This window comes from Octadecabacter sp. R77987, from assembly GCF_042466115.1.
Taxonomy (GTDB): domain Bacteria; phylum Pseudomonadota; class Alphaproteobacteria; order Rhodobacterales; family Rhodobacteraceae; genus SW4.
Map to the genome: position 1 here is coordinate 2052165 of NZ_JAXHBQ010000001.1, position 16370 is coordinate 2068534.

General features: G+C 57.4%; 12 protein-coding genes and 1 pseudogene. 4 read left to right on the top strand and 9 right to left on the bottom strand.

Annotated features, from left to right (window positions below; translation table 11 throughout):
• Position 1: 1 nt before the first annotated feature.
• A complete protein-coding gene (locus SJY21_RS10395; protein WP_377509986.1) occupies positions 2-2257 on the bottom strand; it encodes an NADP-dependent malic enzyme in 2256 nt (751 codons plus the stop codon).
• 122 nt (positions 2258-2379) lie between these two features.
• On the opposite strand from SJY21_RS10395, the gene mutS reads away from it, so the two are divergent.
• Positions 2380-5016 carry a DNA mismatch repair protein MutS gene (mutS, locus tag SJY21_RS10400; RefSeq protein WP_377509989.1) on the top strand — a complete coding sequence of 879 codons (2637 nt, stop codon included), beginning with the start codon at positions 2380-2382 and terminating at the stop codon, positions 5014-5016.
• A 7-nt stretch (positions 5017-5023) separates the two neighbouring features.
• Here the strand turns inward: mutS and SJY21_RS10405 are convergent, their stop codons facing one another.
• A complete protein-coding gene (locus SJY21_RS10405) occupies positions 5024-5605 on the bottom strand; it encodes a nucleotide exchange factor GrpE (RefSeq protein WP_377509992.1) in 582 nt (193 codons plus the stop codon).
• 13 nt (positions 5606-5618) lie between these two features.
• Positions 5619-6653, bottom strand: a complete 1035-nt coding sequence (gene hrcA, locus SJY21_RS10410; protein ID WP_377509995.1) for a heat-inducible transcriptional repressor HrcA — start codon at positions 6651-6653, stop codon at positions 5619-5621.
• A 151-nt stretch (positions 6654-6804) separates the two neighbouring features.
• Between hrcA and rph the strand changes: the two are divergent.
• The 3 genes and pseudogenes from rph to hemW all read left to right on the top strand — a co-directional run bounded on the left by rph (position 6805) and on the right by hemW (position 9254).
• A pseudogene (gene rph / locus SJY21_RS10415) lies at positions 6805-7511 on the top strand (ribonuclease PH).
• Complete coding sequence (gene rdgB / locus SJY21_RS10420) at positions 7508-8119, top strand: RdgB/HAM1 family non-canonical purine NTP pyrophosphatase (protein WP_377509998.1); 612 nt, start codon at positions 7508-7510, stop codon at positions 8117-8119. The pseudogene rph and the gene rdgB overlap by 4 nt, the downstream one beginning before the upstream one ends.
• Positions 8112-9254 (top strand): radical SAM family heme chaperone HemW, encoded by a 1143-nt coding sequence (gene hemW, locus SJY21_RS10425; RefSeq protein ID WP_377510001.1) that lies wholly within the window; start codon positions 8112-8114, stop codon positions 9252-9254. The genes rdgB and hemW overlap by 8 nt, the downstream gene beginning before the upstream one ends.
• On the opposite strand, the gene SJY21_RS10430 is transcribed toward hemW, so the two are convergent.
• The 6 genes from SJY21_RS10430 to rho are packed head-to-tail and all read right to left on the bottom strand — an operon-like array spanning position 9251 to position 16026.
• Positions 9251-10132 (bottom strand): ParB/RepB/Spo0J family partition protein, encoded by an 882-nt coding sequence (locus tag SJY21_RS10430; protein ID WP_377510004.1) that lies wholly within the window; start codon positions 10130-10132, stop codon positions 9251-9253. The genes hemW and SJY21_RS10430 overlap by 4 nt on opposite strands.
• 2 nt (positions 10133-10134) lie before the next feature.
• On the bottom strand, positions 10135-10944 hold the full coding sequence (locus SJY21_RS10435) for a ParA family protein (protein WP_377510008.1): 810 nt from the start codon (positions 10942-10944) through the stop codon (positions 10135-10137).
• Positions 10937-11566, bottom strand: a complete 630-nt coding sequence (rsmG, locus tag SJY21_RS10440) for a 16S rRNA (guanine(527)-N(7))-methyltransferase RsmG (RefSeq protein ID WP_377510011.1) — start codon at positions 11564-11566, stop codon at positions 10937-10939. The genes SJY21_RS10435 and rsmG overlap by 8 nt, the downstream gene beginning before the upstream one ends.
• Positions 11563-13431 (bottom strand): tRNA uridine-5-carboxymethylaminomethyl(34) synthesis enzyme MnmG, encoded by a 1869-nt coding sequence (mnmG, locus tag SJY21_RS10445; protein WP_377510014.1) that lies wholly within the window; start codon positions 13429-13431, stop codon positions 11563-11565. Before mnmG ends, rsmG begins: the two co-directional genes overlap by 4 nt.
• A 12-nt stretch (positions 13432-13443) precedes the next feature.
• Positions 13444-14727 carry a tRNA uridine-5-carboxymethylaminomethyl(34) synthesis GTPase MnmE gene (gene mnmE, locus SJY21_RS10450; RefSeq protein WP_377510017.1) on the bottom strand — a complete coding sequence of 428 codons (1284 nt, stop codon included), beginning with the start codon at positions 14725-14727 and terminating at the stop codon, positions 13444-13446.
• Between the two features lie 27 nt (positions 14728-14754).
• Positions 14755-16026: a transcription termination factor Rho gene (gene rho / locus SJY21_RS10455; RefSeq protein WP_377510020.1), complete on the bottom strand. Its 1272-nt coding sequence runs from the start codon at positions 16024-16026 to the stop codon at positions 14755-14757.
• Positions 16027-16370 lie beyond the last annotated feature (344 nt).

The following is a 16370-nucleotide window of genomic DNA, read 5'->3' on the forward strand; positions in this document are numbered from 1 at the left end:
GCTACCCGACCTTGCAGGCGGCGATGACGGCCATGTTCAGAATGTCGTTCACGGTCGACCCAGTCGAACAAATCTGGATCGGCTTGTCGATACCACTCAGGATTGGGCCAATCACCGTTGCGTCACCCATTTCCTGCATCAGCTTGACCGAAATCGAGGACGAGTGCCGCGCGGGCACGACCAGAACATTGGCAGGTCCTGTCAGGCGCGAAAACGGATAGGCCTCTTGGGCGCGGGGATTCAGAGCGACATCGACGGCCATTTCACCCTCGTATTCAAAGTCCACGCCGCGCTTATCCAGAACCACTGGCGCTTGATGCATCTTCTCGGCCCGTTCGGACACGGGGTAGCCAAAGGTCGAAAAGCTGACAAAGGCCACGCGCGGTTCAAGACCCAAGTCACGCGCAACGGCGGCGCCCCGTTCGGCGATATCAGCCAGATCGTTTTCATCGGGCCATTCGTGCACCAGCGTGTCGCCCAATAGCACGATCTTACCTTTGTGCAGGATTGCGGAAATGCCCGCAGCGCCATCCTTGGGTTGCGCATCAAAGACATGGTTGATCAGTTCGAGAACATGCGCGGATTTGCGCGTCGCGCCCGTGACCATCCCGTCGGCATGACCATGCGCCAGCATCAGCGCCGCAAAAACGTGCCGGTCGCGCGAGGCAAGGCGGTGGATATCCTGACGGTCCTGCCCTTTGCGCTGGAGGCGTTCATAAAGGAAGGCCTTGTAGGTATCGAGGTGATCGGTGTTGGCGGCGTTCACCACGCGCAATTCACGCACCGCATCGCCCAGGCCTTCGGCTTCGAGTTTGGATTTCACGTCAGCCTCGCGGCCCACCACAAGCGCGCGCCCAAGTCCGGATCGCTGATACAAAACGGCGGCGCGCAACACGCGCGGATCATCACCCTCTGCAAAAACGACAGTTGATTGCGCGGCCTTGGCGCGGGCATGAATACCGCGCAGGATCGAGGCTGTCGGATCCATGCGCGATTTCAGCGAGGCCTCGTAACCATCCATATCGACGATTGGCCGCCGTGCAACGCCGGTTTCCATTCCCGCGCGGGCAACGGCCGTGGGAATGCGGTGAATCAACCGCGGGTCAAAAGGTGTCGGGATAATGTAGTCGCGCCCGAACGTCAGCTTGCGGCCATAGGCCATGGCAACTTCGTCGGGCACATCTTCGCGCGCAAGGTCGGCAAGCGCCTGGGCGCAAGCAATCTTCATTTCATCGTTGATCCGGCGGGCATGAATATCAAGCGCGCCGCGAAACAGATAGGGAAACCCAAGAACGTTATTGACCTGATTGGGATAGTCGCTGCGCCCGGTTGCAACGATCGCATCAACGCGCACGGCGTGGGCATCTTCGGGGGTGATTTCGGGGTCGGGGTTGGCCATTGCAAAAATGACCGGATTGTCGGCCATGCTTTGCACCATTTCAGGTGTCACGGCACCTTTGACCGAAACACCAAGAAACACATCGGCGTCAACCATCGCCTCTTCGAGTGTGCGCGCCTTTGTCTTGGCGGCGTGTGCCGATTTCCACTGGTTCATGCCTTCGGTGCGACCCTGGTAGATCGCACCTTTTGTGTCGCACAGAATGCAATTGTCGTGCTTTGCGCCCATTGACTTGATCAGTTCGATACACGCAATCCCCGCCGCGCCCGCACCATTCACGACAATGCGCACGTCTTCGATTTTCTTGCCTGACAGGTGCAGCGCGTTCAGCAATCCAGCGGCACAGATCACGGCTGTCCCGTGCTGATCATCGTGGAAAACGGGTATGTCCATTTCCTCTTTGAGGCGCTGTTCGATGATGAAGCATTCGGGTGCCTTGATGTCTTCAAGGTTAATGCCGCCAAAGGTTGGCCCCATCAGGCGCACCGCATTGCAAAATGCATCAGGGTCTTCGGTGTCCAGCTCGATGTCGATGGAATTCACATCGGCAAAGCGTTTGAACAAAACCGCTTTGCCCTCCATCACCGGCTTGCTGCCCAGCGCACCGATATTACCCAGCCCCAGAACGGCCGTGCCGTTGGAAATCACGGCAACAAGATTGCCTTTGTTGGTGTAGTCATAGGCAAGTTCAGGGTTCGCCGCGATCTCTTCGCAGGGCACGGCAACACCGGGGGAATAGGCAAGCGACAAATCGCGCTGTGTTGTCATCGGGACGGTTGCCTGAATCTCGAATTTGCCGGGCGTTGGCTCAAGATGGAAGGCCAGCGCATCCTCGCGCGTGACTCGTGATTTCGACATGTCTCTCTCCCGTAGCGTCGCGCTGTTCTAACGGGTCAGGGCAGGGGGCCGCAACGCCTTCGTTTTCGACTTTTGTCGCTAACACTGGGCCTGTAGGGTCGCGGTGATACCTTGGGGGTTGAATGAACACCGCGCAACACACCGTAACGCCAATGATGGCGCAGTTTCTTGAAATCAAGGCGGGGCATCCTGATGCGCTGCTGTTTTATCGCATGGGCGATTTCTACGAGATGTTCTTTGACGATGCGGTTGCCGCCGCCGAGGCGCTGGATATCGCGCTGACCAAGCGGGGCAAACACAACGGCGAAGATATTCCGATGTGTGGTGTGCCGGTACATAGCGCGGAAGGGTATTTGCTGACGCTGATCCGCAAAGGGTTTCGTGTTGGGGTGTGCGAGCAGATGGAGGACCCGGCCGAAGCGAAAAAGCGCGGATCCAAGTCCGTTGTTCGCCGCGAGGTGGTGCGCCTGGTCACGCCCGGCACGCTGACCGAGGATTCGCTGCTGGATGCGCGCAAGCACAACTTTCTGGCCGCCTTTGCCGAGGTGCGAAATGACGCGGCTTTGGCTTGGGTCGATATTTCGACTGGCGAGGTGCGTGTCATGGCCTGCACGCCTGTACGACTGGGGCCGGAATTGGCGCGGCTTGCCCCGCGCGAGGTGCTGATGACCGAAGCAGGTGAGGCAAGTTATGGTGAAACAGTCTCGGATTCCGGTGCTGCGCTGACCTGTCTGGGGAATGCCGCGTTTGATAGCACAAGTGGTGAAAAGCGACTGCTATCGCTTTATGGGGTCGCGTCTCTCGATGCCTTTGGGTCGTTCACGCGGGCCGAGGTTTCGGCCCTGGCCGGCCTGATCGAGTATCTTGATATCACGCAAAAGGGGAACCTGCCGTTGCTGCGCCCGCCTGTGCAGGAAGGGCAGGTCAAAACGATGCAGATCGACGGCCCGACACGTCGGTCGCTTGAATTGACCCATGCGCTGGCGGGTGGGCGCGCGGGGTCGCTGTTGTCGGTGATTGACCGCACGGTGACTGCGGGTGGCGCGCGGGTGCTGGAACGGCGGTTGTCTTCGCCGTCGTGTGATCTGGCCGTAATAGGCGCGCGCCATGATGCGATTGCCGCGATGCTGGATAACACGCGGCTGATGGCTGATATTCGCGCTGTCTTACGCGGCGTTCACGATGTGGACCGCGCGTCTTCACGTCTGGCACTGGGGCGCGGTGGCCCGCGCGACCTTGCCGCGATTCGCAATTCGTTGGCTGAAGGCGAGAAGTTGTTTGATATGGTGTCGGACGCTGAACTGCCGGTAGTCTTGGCCGACGCGCGGGCTGATTTGACAGACCACGATGAGTTACACGAACTTCTGGATGCCGCCTTGGTGGCGGAACCACCGCTTCTTGCGCGCGATGGCGGGTTTATTGCTGCCGGATTTGACGACGATCTGGATGAGGCGCGCAAGCTGCGCGACGAGGGGCGCTCGGTTATTGCATCGCTTCAGGCGCAGTATGTGGCGGCAACCGGAATCAATGCGCTGAAGATCAAACACAACAATGTGCTGGGTTACTTCATCGAAACCACAGCGACCCACGCCGAAAAGATGCTGGCACCGCCCCAGAACGAGACATTCATCCATCGCCAGACCACGGCCAATCAGGTGCGGTTCACCACGCTGGAACTTAGCGAGCTGGAAACCAAGATTCTGAACGCAGGTGGGCGGGCGTTAGAGATCGAAAAGAGACTCTATTCCAGCTTAACTGACGCTGTTTTGGAAAAGGCTGCGCCTGTCAGCAGTCTGGCGCAGGCCTTGTCAGAGTTCGATTTTGCCACGGCACTGGCCGATCTGGCGCGCGCGCAGGACTGGTGCCGCCCCGTGATGGAAGACAGCCGCGCCTTTGCGGTAACGGGCGGGCGCCATCCTGTCGTTGAGCGCGCGCTGCAAAAAGAAGGCGCGCCGTTTGTCGCCAACGATTGCGGCCTGACAGACGCACCGATCTGGTTGCTGACCGGCCCGAATATGGCGGGTAAGTCAACGTTTCTGCGCCAGAACGCCCTGATCGCCGTGCTGGCGCAGGCAGGCAGCTATGTGCCGGCGCGCGAAGCGGTGATCGGCGTGGTCAGCCAGTTGTTCAGTCGTGTCGGCGCCTCGGACGATCTGGCGCGGGGCAGGTCGACGTTTATGGTTGAAATGGTGGAAACAGCGGCGATCCTGAACCAAGCCGACGATCGCGCGCTGGTTATACTGGACGAAATCGGCCGCGGTACGGCCACGTATGACGGGCTGTCGATAGCCTGGGCCACGCTGGAACATCTGCATGATGTAAACCGCTGCCGCGCGCTGTTTGCCACGCATTACCACGAAATGGCGGCGCTGTCGGCCAAGCTGGACGGTGTTGATAATGCGACTGTGACCGTCAAGGAATGGGACGGCGATGTCGTATTCCTGCACGAAGTAAAGCGCGGCACGGCGGATCGCAGCTATGGTGTGCAGGTGGCGCGATTGGCTGGGCTTCCGCCCGCAGTCGTGGAACGCGCAAAAGTGGTGCTGGAGGCCCTCGAAAAAGGTGAGCGCGAAGGGGGTAGCACTCAAAAGGCGCTGATCGACGACTTGCCGCTGTTTTCAGCGACACCTGCCGCACCCGCCCCGCAAGCGCGCCGTGAAAGCGCGATTGAGGCTGCGTTAGAGGCGGTTCACCCCGATCAGATGACACCACTGGAAGCGCTGGAGGCGCTATATCGGCTTAAGGACCTGGGCAAGTAACCAGATACTAGCTGGCCGGTGTCGAGGAAACGCCAACCTGCGCGGGACGTAGTAGGCGATCATGCAACATAAAGCCGCTGGCGGAGACCTGAATGATATCGCCCGCCTTGGTGCCCGGCAGGGGCGCTTCGAACATGGCTTCGTGCATCTGCGGATCAAAGCGTTCGCCAACGTCGGGGCGGATCACCTCGACGCCGTGCTTTTTGAAAACGTTGCGCAACTCGCGCATGGTCAGTTCCACACCTTCAAGCAGTGCCTTGTCGCCGTCTTTGCCGTCCTCGGTCGCCATCAGCAAGGCACGCTCGAGGCTGTCATAGACGGGCAGCATATCGCGGGCGAGCTTGGACCCACCATAGTTTTCAGCCTCGCGCCGGTCACGTTCGGCGCGCTTGCGGGTGTTTTCGGCATCGGCGAGCGCACGCATGAAACGGTCGCGCATGTCGTCACGCTCGCGCTTCAGTTCCTCGATTGCATCAACCGAATCCAGCGACTCCAGTTCGTCTTCAACTTCGGCCTCCTGGGCCAGCATGGGGTCGTTTTCCGCAACCATTTCGCGGGCGATTTCTTCGTCTGTCTTACGCTCTGCCATCGTTTTCTTTTCCTTAGCCGCGGTCAGCGATCATCTTTCCGACCAGCTGCGCGGTATAATCCACAATCGGCACAATCCGCCCATAGTTCAGACGGGTCGGCCCAATGACACCCACGGCGCCAATGATCTTACGATCAGCGTTCATATATGGAGAGACGACCAGAGAGGAACCCGAAAGTGAAAAAAGTTTGTTCTCGGAGCCGATAAAAATACGAACACCGTCGCCTTCTTCGGTCAGATCAAGGAAATCAGCGATATCGCGCTTGCGTTCAAGATCATCAAACAGGGTGCGGATGCGATCAAGGTCTGCCTCGTCGCCCTGTTCACCAATCAGATTGCCGCGGCCACGCACGATCAACCTTTCGGTTGATTCGCCCTTGTCCGTCCAGACGGCCAGCCCCTCTTCGACCATGGTGCGGGCCAGCGTATCAATTTCCTGACGCCGCCTGGTGATCTCGCGCCGCATCAGGCTGCTGAGTTCGGACAACGTGCGCCCTTCGGCCAAGGCATTCAGAAAATTCGCCGCTTCGCGCATGGACGCAGGCGTTTGACCGGGCGATGGTGTAAAGACGCGGTTTTCAACGTGGCCATCCGCAAAAACCAGAACCGCGAGGGCGCGATCAGGCGCAAGGGACACAAATTCGATGTGCTTGATGGCCGCTTCGTGCTTGGGCGTCAAAACAAGACTGGCCCCACGCGTCACTCCGGACAGGGCCGAGCCGACCCGATCCAGCAACGCGCTAACGTCGGAATCATTCGCCCCACGGCTTTCGTCAATTTTCGCGCGGTCATCTTGATCAAGGTCGCCAACTTCAAGCAAGCCATCAACGAACATGCGCAAGCCGGTTTGGGTCGGGATGCGGCCGGCGCTGACATGCGGAGACCCAAGCAGGCCAAGATGTTCGAGGTCTTGCATCACATTGCGGATCGTCGCCGCGCTGACACTTTCAGTCATTGAACGCGTCAGGGTCCGCGACCCGACAGGCGCGCCGGTTTCCAGATAGCCCTCGACGACGCGGCGAAACACTTCGCGCGAACGGTCGTTCATATCCTGAAAGATGGGTCCGGTTTCTGGCATGGCCCTTGACTTTTTGAACGCCGGTCAACGTAGAACGGCTGATCACATGGGGTCAATCGGTCTTGGCTTTGTGGCGTGTGGCGCGTATCCCCGTGACGAAACCAACACAAGGGATTTTCATATGCGCCCCTCTGGACGTCAGACAAACGAAATGCGGACCGTAACCATTGAAACAGACGTGACCCGCCATGCCGAAGGGTCTTGTTTGATCAAGTGCGGTGACACGCATGTTCTTTGCACCGCGTCGATTGATGAACGTGTCCCACCGTTTCTAAAAACTCGGGCCTTGGCTGGGTCACTGCGGAATACGGCATGCTGCCGCGCGCAACCCATACAAGGATGCGGCGCGAGGCCAAGAACGGGCAATCGGGACGCACGCAGGAAATTCAGCGCCTGATCGGGCGGTCCTTGCGCGCGGGCGTTGATCGCGTTGCGCTGGGCGAACGACAAATCGTTGTGGATTGTGATGTGATTCAGGCCGATGGCGGAACCCGCTGCGCGTCGATCACGGGTGGTTGGGTCGCGCTGAAACTGGCCGTGAACAAGCTGATGAAAGCGGGCGACGTCATCAGCGACCCTTTGATTGATCCAGTTGCCGCAATCAGCTGCGGGATATTTGCGGGGCAGGCTGTGCTTGATCTGGATTACCCCGAAGACAGCGAAGCCGGCGTTGATGGCAATTTCGTCATGACTGGGTCACAACTGATCGAGGTGCAAATGTCGGCCGAGGGCGCGACCTATTCCCGCGCACAGATGGACGCGCTTCTTGATCTGGCGGAAAAGGGTGTGGACGAGCTGGTGGCACTGCAAAAAGCGGCCACAGCATGACGCGAAGGTTTGAAGGCAGCGCATTGGTGATCGCGACCCATAACGCGGGCAAGCGCGACGAAATCGCGGCGCTGCTTTCGCCCTTCAAGGTGACGCTGACATCAAACGCCGACCACGGGCTGCCCGAACCGGAAGAAACAGAAACGACCTTTGCCGGGAACGCGCGGATCAAGGCACATGCGGCATCACAGGCCACCGGATTGCCCGCGCTAGCCGACGACAGCGGCATTGAAATCGACGCGCTTGACGGCGCGCCCGGCGTTTACACGGCTGATTGGGCAGAGACGCCGCAGGGGCGTGATTTTGACCATGCGATGCGTGTGACCTGGGACAAGCTGGAAAAGATCAACGCGCCGGAACCCCGCACGGCCCGATTTTGCTGCACATTGGTTCTGGCTTGGCCCGACGGTCACGACGAGGTTTTCGCGGGCGTCATGGCGGGCCAAATTGTATGGCCAATGCGGGGCGATCAGGGGCACGGGTATGATCCCATCTTTCAGCCTGACGGGTTCGATGTGACCTTTGGCGAAATGGACCGCTGGAAAAAGAACGAGATCAGCCACCGCGCCGATGCGTTCAAGAAACTGATCGCAGGCTGCTTTGCCTGAGGCGTTCGGGCTGTATATTCACTGGCCGTTTTGTCAGGCCAAATGCCCCTATTGCGATTTCAACTCGCATGTCGCGCGTCACATTGATCAGAAACGCTGGCTGGCTGCATACGTTGCTGAAATTGCGCGTGTTGGCGCGCTCACAAGCGGCCGCACGCTCACGAGCGTTTTTTTCGGAGGAGGCACACCAAGCCTGATGGACCCGGAAACCGTTGACGGGATCATGGCTGCGGTGCGCGCGACCTGGCCGCTTTCAAACACGATAGAAGTCACGCTTGAGGCCAATCCGACCTCGATCGAAGCAGGACGGTTTCATGGATATCAACAGGCCGGTGTGAACCGGATCTCGATGGGCATTCAGGCGCTGAACGGTGATGATCTGCAGGCTTTGGGACGGCTGCACAGCGTCGCCGAAGGTCTGGCCGCTTTTGAAACAGCGCGAAGCATTTTTGATCGGGTGAGTTTCGATCTGATCTATGCACGGCAAAAGCAGGGCGTTGCCGATTGGCGCGCCGAGCTGGAACGCGCACTGGCGCTGGGGTTGGACCATTTATCGCTATATCAACTGACCATCGAGGAGGGCACAGCCTTTGGTGATCGCTATGCCATTGGCAAGCTGCACGGCCTGCCCGACGAAGACCTTGGGGCAGATCTTTATGAGGTGACACAAGAGGTATGCGACATGGCCGGCCTGAACGCATATGAAGTCTCTAATCATGCCAAAAACGGACTTGAGAGCGCGCACAACCTGACCTATTGGCGCTATCAGGACTATGCCGGGGTTGGCCCTGGCGCGCACGGGCGCCTGACACTGGACGGGACGAAATACGCAACCGAGACCGAACTGGCGCCCGGAAAATGGCTGGAACTGGTCGAGACTGCTGGGTCGGGCGAAAACCTGCGCGGCGCGCTTTCGGCAGAGGGCGAATTTGCCGAACGTCTGTTGATGGGTCTGCGGTTAAAGGAGGGGGTGCTGTTAGGGCCCGTTCCAGACCGGCATTTAGAAACTTTATTCAATAATATCAACGATTTAGAGCGCATGGGGTTTATTGAATACCAAGACGATCTTTTGCGCGTGACGCCAAATGGTCGCCCGGTATTGAATGGCGTCTTGCGAACATTGCTGACAGATTAACCGCCAGACAGCGCGCGCAGCAGGTCGTCCAGCTGTTCAAGGTTTCGGTAATTCAGCGTCAGCTTTCCACTTTCACCATCTGCGCCGGGATCAATCTGAACACCCATTCCCAATGCGGCCGACAGCTCCTTTTCAATCTGAACCGTATCCGCGTCCTTTGCGCGTGGCTTTGGCATTCGTTTTGGTTTGCTGACGCCTTTGCGCACAAGTTTTTCGGCATCACGCACTGAAAGCCCGTCACGTACAATCTTTTGGGCAAGCTCTAGCGGATTATCTTGACCAACAAGGGCACGGGCGTGGCCTGCGCTCAATCGACCTTCGGACACCAGCGATTGAACGCTTTCGGGCAGCGTAAGAAGGCGCATGAGGTTGGCAATGTGGCTGCGGCTTTTGCCAAGGGCTGTGCCGAGCTTGTCTTGTGTATGGCCAAAGCGATCCATGAGCTGGCGATATCCGGCTGCCTCGTCGATTGCATTCAGATCGGCGCGCTGGATATTTTCGATAATCGCAACCTCAAGGACTTCGGTATCCGTAAAGTCCCGCACCAAAACAGGTATTTCATGAAGCTGTGCGCGTTGCGCCGCGCGCCAGCGGCGTTCACCGGCGACAATTTCGTATTTCGAATTGTCACTTGGCTTGCGCCGGACAATCAGGGGCTGAATGATCCCCTTCTCGCGCACAGAAGCCGTCAGGTCGTTCAGGCTTTCTTCATCAAAGCTACGTCGCGGCTGATCAGGATTTGGTTCAACCGCCTCGATTGGCACCAATAGATCGGGACGGCGCGGACGATCGGATTGGGTGGCGTCATCGGACTGGGCGACATCGGACATCAATGCTGACAGGCCGCGGCCCAGCCCTCTGTTGTTCTTCTTGGCCATTGTTACACCTTTTCGCTTTGTTCACGGGCTATCAGCTCTTGTGCGAGGTCGCGATATGCAACGCTTCCCTTTGAAAGCGGGTCATAATCCAGCGCGGGCATCGCATAGGACGGCGCTTCACTTAGGCGAACGTTGCGCGGAATCATCGTCTTGAAAACAAGATCGCGCAAATTCTCGCGTGCGTCGGCCTCGACCTGCTGGGACAGGTTGTTGCGGCGGTCATACATCGTCAACACGATCCCCTCGATTCGAAGGCCCTTGTTTGCCGACTGGCGCACTTCCCGGACTGTCATCATCAACTGGGACAACCCTTCGAGGGCAAAAAACTCGCTTTGCAGCGGCACCAAGACGGAATGCGCCGCAACCATCGCGTTCACCGTCAAAATGTTGAGCGAAGGTGGGCAATCAATCAAGATGTAGTCAAGATCGAGCGCGTCAAACGCCGGCTGGCGAAGCGCGTCGTGCAGCAAAAAGCTGCGTTTTTCATTGGCGGTCAGCTCGATATCGGCCGAACTGAGATCTGTCGTTGCGGGTATGATTGACAGGTTGTCAACATTGGTCGGCTGCACGATTTCGTCGGGAGCGATATCGCCCAACAAAAGGTCATAGGTTGTCAGATCGCGGTCTTCATTTTCGATGCCCAAGCCGGTCGACGCGTTGCCTTGGGGGTCAAGATCAACCAGCAGGACATTTCGCCCGCATTCAGCGAGCGCCGCGCCCAAGTTAATTGTCGTCGTCGTCTTGCCAACCCCGCCTTTTTGGTTCGCCACCGCGATGATTTTCGTTTCTTTTGAACGACTAAAGTCAGGCACGGGTGATCCCTTCGATCTTGAGAATGCTGGCGTGTTGATCGGTGATACTTTGGATTTCGGTCAAGGCAAAGTGCCAATCCTTGCGCGCGGCGGCAATCTCGTCAGCGGCGCGCGCGCCTTTGGGAAAGATCGCGCATCCCCCTTGGGCCAGATGTCGCGACGTCAGACCAAGAAGTTGAGGCAGACCAGCAAGGGCGCGGGCGCTTACGATTTCTGCGTCCAATGGCTGAATTCCCTCGATGCGGTCACAAATGACATGGCAGCTCAGATCAAGTTCACGCGCGGCCGTTCGCAAAAAGGCGGCCTTGCGCTGGTCGCTTTCCACCAGCAAAACTTCGGCATCTGCGTTCATCTCTTGCGCCAGCGTGGCAATCACGATTCCCGGAAAGCCGCCACCGCTCCCTAGATCGGCCCAGCGTTGCCACTTTTTCGGCGCAGCATTGAATATTTGCGCAGAATTTAGGATGTGCCGCTTCCAGATGTCTTCAACCGTTGCCTTTGAGACCAGGTTTATTCCCTTGGTCCACTTTTTCACGAGCAGTTCAAAAGCGCGCAGCTTTTCAAATGTTTCACGTGAAACATTCAGGCCAGCGTAAAGTTCGCAACGGCCCTGGTCGGTCATGCTGTTTTGCGATCTCTGGTTTTGCGCAGGTGCGCAAGAATCAGGACCAAGGCGGCTGGCGTCATGCCGTCTATTCTCGCTGCATGTGCCAATGTCCGCGGGGCGGCCAAGCTAAGCTTGCTGGCCAGTTCATTTGACAGCCCAGGCATGCCTTCATACGCGAAATCATGCGGAATTTCATGTGCTTCGTCACGCGCCAGCCCTTCGATTTCTTTCAACTGACGCGCGATATAGGTTGCATACAGGGCGTCCCGCTTGATCTGGGTGCGCGCGGCCGGGGTGACCCGCGCAAGCGACGGTTCGATGCCCAGAAGATGAAAAAACTCGGCATCCGCCAGTGTCAGCGCATTGTAGCCGTCCCGCGTCTGGCTATCAGGGTTCACGCGAATACCCGCGTTGTGCAAGGCGCGCGCGCTGAACTTGCTTGCCCTCAGCTGGGCAATACCGCTCTCAAGCTCTGCCATTTTGTTGTCAAACGCCCGGCAACGTGCTTCGCCAATGATCCCCAGTGATTCGGCCAAGGGAGTCAAACGCTGGTCGGCATTGTCCGCACGCAAGGCCAGCCTGAATTCGGCACGGGATGTAAACATGCGATAAGGTTCCGTCACGCCGCGCATCACAAGGTCATCAACCATTACACCAATGTAGGATGTCGTTCTGCTGAACAAGACCGGGTCTTTCCCAAGTGCGACGTGCGCCGCATTCAAGCCCGCAACAAGACCCTGCGCCGCTGCTTCTTCATAGCCGGTCGTACCGTTGATCTGCCCGGCAAGGAAAAGCGAGGGCACAGCGCGCAGCTGCATATCAGGCCCAAGCGCCCTTGGGTCGACGTAATCATATTCAATCGCATAGCCGGGCTGGGTAATGCGAACATTCTCAAGCCCGTAGATCGATTTGACGTAGTTTTCCTGCACCTCGATCGGCAAGGAGGTCGAAATGCCGTTTGGATAAACAGTATCGTCATCAAGCCCTTCCGGCTCGAGGAAAACCTGATGCGAATCCTTGTCGGCAAACCTCACGACCTTGTCTTCGATTGACGGACAATACCGCGGGCCAACACCTTCGATATGGCCGCCATACATGGCCGACCGTTCAAGGTTTTCGCGAATTATATCATGGGTTTGGGCGTTTGTATGTGTTATCCCGCACGACACTTGCCGCGCGGTCGGCTGCGACGACAGAAACGAGAACATTTCAGGCGCGTCGTCGCCTGGCTGCATTTCCAGCATGTCCCAGGCAATCGTGCGGCCATCAAGGCGCGGCGGCGTGCCGGTCTTGAGCCGGCCAAGCGCGAGCCCGAAACCATCCAGACGTTCCGCGAGCCGTATCGACGGCTTCTCGCCGACCCGCCCACCAGGCCGTGAGGTATCACCGATGTGGATCACACCGCGCAAGAACGTGCCTGTGGTCAAAACCACGGCCTGCGCTGAAATGGTGCTTCCATCCGCCAAAACAACACCGGCAACACGGGTGCCAGACATGATCAGATCAACTGCTTCGCCTTCAACGACGGTCAGGCCTTGGGTTGCGCGAATCTCGTGTTGCATTTCGCGAAGGTAAATCGCGCGATCAGACTGCGCGCGCGGCCCTTGAACCGCTGGACCTTTCTTGCGGTTAAGCAACCGGAACTGGATGCCAGCAAGATCCGCCACGCACCCCATTACACCGCCAAGGGCATCAATTTCGCGAACAAGATGCCCTTTGCCCAGCCCGCCAATCGCCGGATTGCACGACATGACGCCAATGCCATTTGCATTTAACGTAAGCAGCGCAACGCGCGCACCAGCCCTTGCAGCAACATGCGCTGCTTCGGTGCCTGCGTGCCCGCCGCCAATGACCACAACATCGAAACCAAGTTGTTTCACGTGAAACGCTCCTTACTTGCCAATACAGAAACTGGCAAAAATCTCGTCAAGCAAGTCTTCTACATCAACCCGCCCGACAAGGGCATCCAAATGTGCAATCGCGGCCCGCAATTCTTCGGCAACCAGATCTGCAAACCCGCTGTCAGAATTAACCATATCTGCAACGACATCCAAGTTTGCCGCACAAGCCACCATCGCCAGCCTGTGCCGTTCGCGCACCGCAACGCCGGCCGACATGACCCGTTTTTGCAACACGGCGCTAATCTGCACCACAAGCTCATCGACACCAAGCCCGGTCTTACCCGAAATGCTTGGTGCATCGCCAACATAGGTGTCCCCCTTAGCGACGACAATCACATCATCTCCGCGCGCCATGTCAGGCACATTGCCCGCCGACTGCACCAGAAACACCCGCAAATCCGCAAGTGCGGCGCGCTCCAGGCCACGAGAAATCCCGATGCCTTCAACGTAATCGCCGGTTTCCCGAATACCCGCCGTGTCGAGTAAAGTAACCGGCAACCCTTCCAGATCCATCCTGACTTCGATGACATCGCGCGTTGTCCCTGCGACTTCTGATGTGATCGCTGCATCACGGCCTGCTAGCCTGTTCAGAAGGGTTGATTTGCCAACATTCGGTGCGCCAACAATCGCAACTTCAAAACCGTCACGAATACGTTCCGCCATTTTGACACCGTCGATCTCGCGCAGCAGATCTTGCTGGACCTCGGCCAGCAACAGCCGCACTTCCGGATAGACATCAACTGGCACGTCTTCGTCGACGAAATCAATTGTCGCGGCAACCAACGCCGCGGCGCGAACAAGCTTGGCGCGCCACGTCGCGGCCTGCTCACCCAAAGCGCCGGCGAACACCCGCATCGCTTGCTTGCGCTGTCCTTCGGTTTCGGCATCGATCAGGTCTGAAAGCCCCTCAACTTGCGCCAGATCAAGCCTGCCGTTTTCAAGCGCGCGCCGTGTGAATTCTCCGGCTTGTGCCGCTCGACACCGGCCATCCCTGCCAAGCAGGGCGAGCGTTGCCTTCACAATTGCCGTGCTACCATGGAGATGGAGTTCGACAACATATTCACCTGTAAAGCTTTGCCCTTCGGCGAAAACCAGAACCAGGACCTCGTCGATCATCGCGCCCGACTCATCAACAACGCGGCGCAAAGTGCGGCCGGACACGGGGAGGGGCCCACAATAGCTTGACGCAATGACAACACTTTCGGGCCCCGAAATGCGGATAATAGCAAGCCCGGATTTTCCCTGTGCAGTCGCAAGGGCAAAGATCGTATCCATATCTAACCTATTGTTTTATAACAATAGTTACGTGTTCATTGAATCAAAGAACTCGGCGTTTGATTTTGTCTGCTTAAGCTTTGAAATCAGGAATTCGATCGCGTCGGTTGTTCCCATCGGGTTAAGAATTCGCCGCAGCACAAACGTCTTTTGCAAATCGATTTTGTCAACAAGCAATTCTTCCTTGCGAGTCCCGGATTTAAGAATGTCCATCGCGGGGAAGACCCGTTTGTCGGCAACCTTGCGATCAAGCACGATCTCCGAGTTACCTGTGCCTTTGAATTCTTCAAAGATCACCTCGTCCATCCGGCTTCCTGTATCAATCAATGCCGTGGCGATGATGGTCAACGAACCACCTTCTTCGATGTTGCGCGCGGCACCAAAGAAACGTTTGGGGCGTTGCAACGCGTTTGCATCGACACCACCGGTCAAGACTTTGCCCGAAGACGGCACCGTCGTGTTGAACGCGCGCCCAAGACGGGTGATCGAATTGAGCAGGATCACAACATCACGCTTGTGTTCGACAAGTCGTTTCGCCTTCTCGATCACCATCTCGGACACCGCAACGTGGCGGCTTGCGGGCTCGTCAAACGTCGAAGACACGACTTCGCCCTTTACCGATCGCTGCATGTCAGTCACTTCTTCCGGCCGTTCGTCGATCAAAAGAACGATCAGGTAGCATTCAGGGTGGTTCTTTTCAATGCTGTTGGCGATGTTCTGCAACAGAACGGTTTTACCCGTGCGTGGCGGTGCAACAATCAGCGAGCGTTGGCCCTTCCCGATTGGCGCAACAAGGTCGATAATCCGCGCCGACCGGTCTTTGATCGTCGGATCTTCAACTTCCATCGTCAGACGTTCATCAGGATAAAGTGGCGTCAGGTTATCAAAGGCCACTTTGTGCTTTGCCCGCTCCGGGTCTTCGAAGTTGATCTTTTCAACGCTCATCAGTGCGAAATAGCGTTCGCTATCGTTGGGTTCCTGAATAACACCTTCAACGGTGTCGCCCGTGCGCAGGCTGTGTAGCCGGATCATTTCTGGTGAAACGTAAATATCATCAGGCCCGGGCAGATAGTTCGCTTCGGGAGACCGCAGAAACCCAAATCCGTCCTGCAAGACTTCCAGCACACCATCGCCTCCGATAACCCATTCATCGTCGGCCCGTTCCTTGAGAATGGCGAACATCATGTCGCCTTTGCGCATCGTCGATGCGTTTTCGATCTCAAGTTCCTCGGCAAGCGAAAGCAAGTCCTTGGGGCTTTGCGCCTTCAGGTCAGCAAGGTTCAAACGGTCTTGTGACATTCTTAGCCTCTCAGGCCCGTGGGCCTCGTCATTGGTATTTCATTGGAAAATGTTTAACCCGGACGGGTTCGTGATGTTCCTAGCGGTTTCAACACATCAGGTCAATCAATGCTGATCGGGCGGGACGTGACGGTTTCCTCTTAAATAGAAAAGAAAGATAAGAAGGATGTTGTTGTAGGTAGTGTTTGCCGAATCTGTGGATTTCTATGCTGTCCACCAAGTTATCCCATGAACCTTTAGCGTTTTGGGCCTCGCGTAAAATGTCGCAACCTCATAACTATCTGATAAAAAATGATAAAATTTGCCTATTCGGTGATGTTAACGCCTTGATAAGGCTTGACCCG

Excerpts from the sequence above, each read along its gene's own strand:
- SJY21_RS10430 (WP_377510004.1), bottom strand. The coding sequence starts at position 10,132 with ATGGCCAAGAAGAACAACAGAGGGCTGGGCCGCGGCCTGTCAGCATTG.
- rsmG (WP_377510011.1), bottom strand. The coding sequence starts at position 11,566 with ATGACCGACCAGGGCCGTTGCGAACTTTACGCTGGCCTGAATGTTTCA.
- rdgB (WP_377509998.1), top strand. The coding sequence starts at position 7,508 with ATGACGCGAAGGTTTGAAGGCAGCGCATTGGTGATCGCGACCCATAAC.
- hrcA (WP_377509995.1), bottom strand. The coding sequence starts at position 6,653 with ATGAACGACCGTTCGCGCGAAGTGTTTCGCCGCGTCGTCGAGGGCTAT.
- mutS (WP_377509989.1), top strand. The coding sequence starts at position 2,380 with ATGAACACCGCGCAACACACCGTAACGCCAATGATGGCGCAGTTTCTT.
- rho (WP_377510020.1), bottom strand. The coding sequence starts at position 16,026 with ATGTCACAAGACCGTTTGAACCTTGCTGACCTGAAGGCGCAAAGCCCC.
- mnmE (WP_377510017.1), bottom strand. The coding sequence starts at position 14,727 with ATGGATACGATCTTTGCCCTTGCGACTGCACAGGGAAAATCCGGGCTT.
- SJY21_RS10405 (WP_377509992.1), bottom strand. The coding sequence starts at position 5,605 with ATGGCAGAGCGTAAGACAGACGAAGAAATCGCCCGCGAAATGGTTGCG.
- SJY21_RS10395 (WP_377509986.1), bottom strand. The coding sequence starts at position 2,257 with ATGTCGAAATCACGAGTCACGCGCGAGGATGCGCTGGCCTTCCATCTT.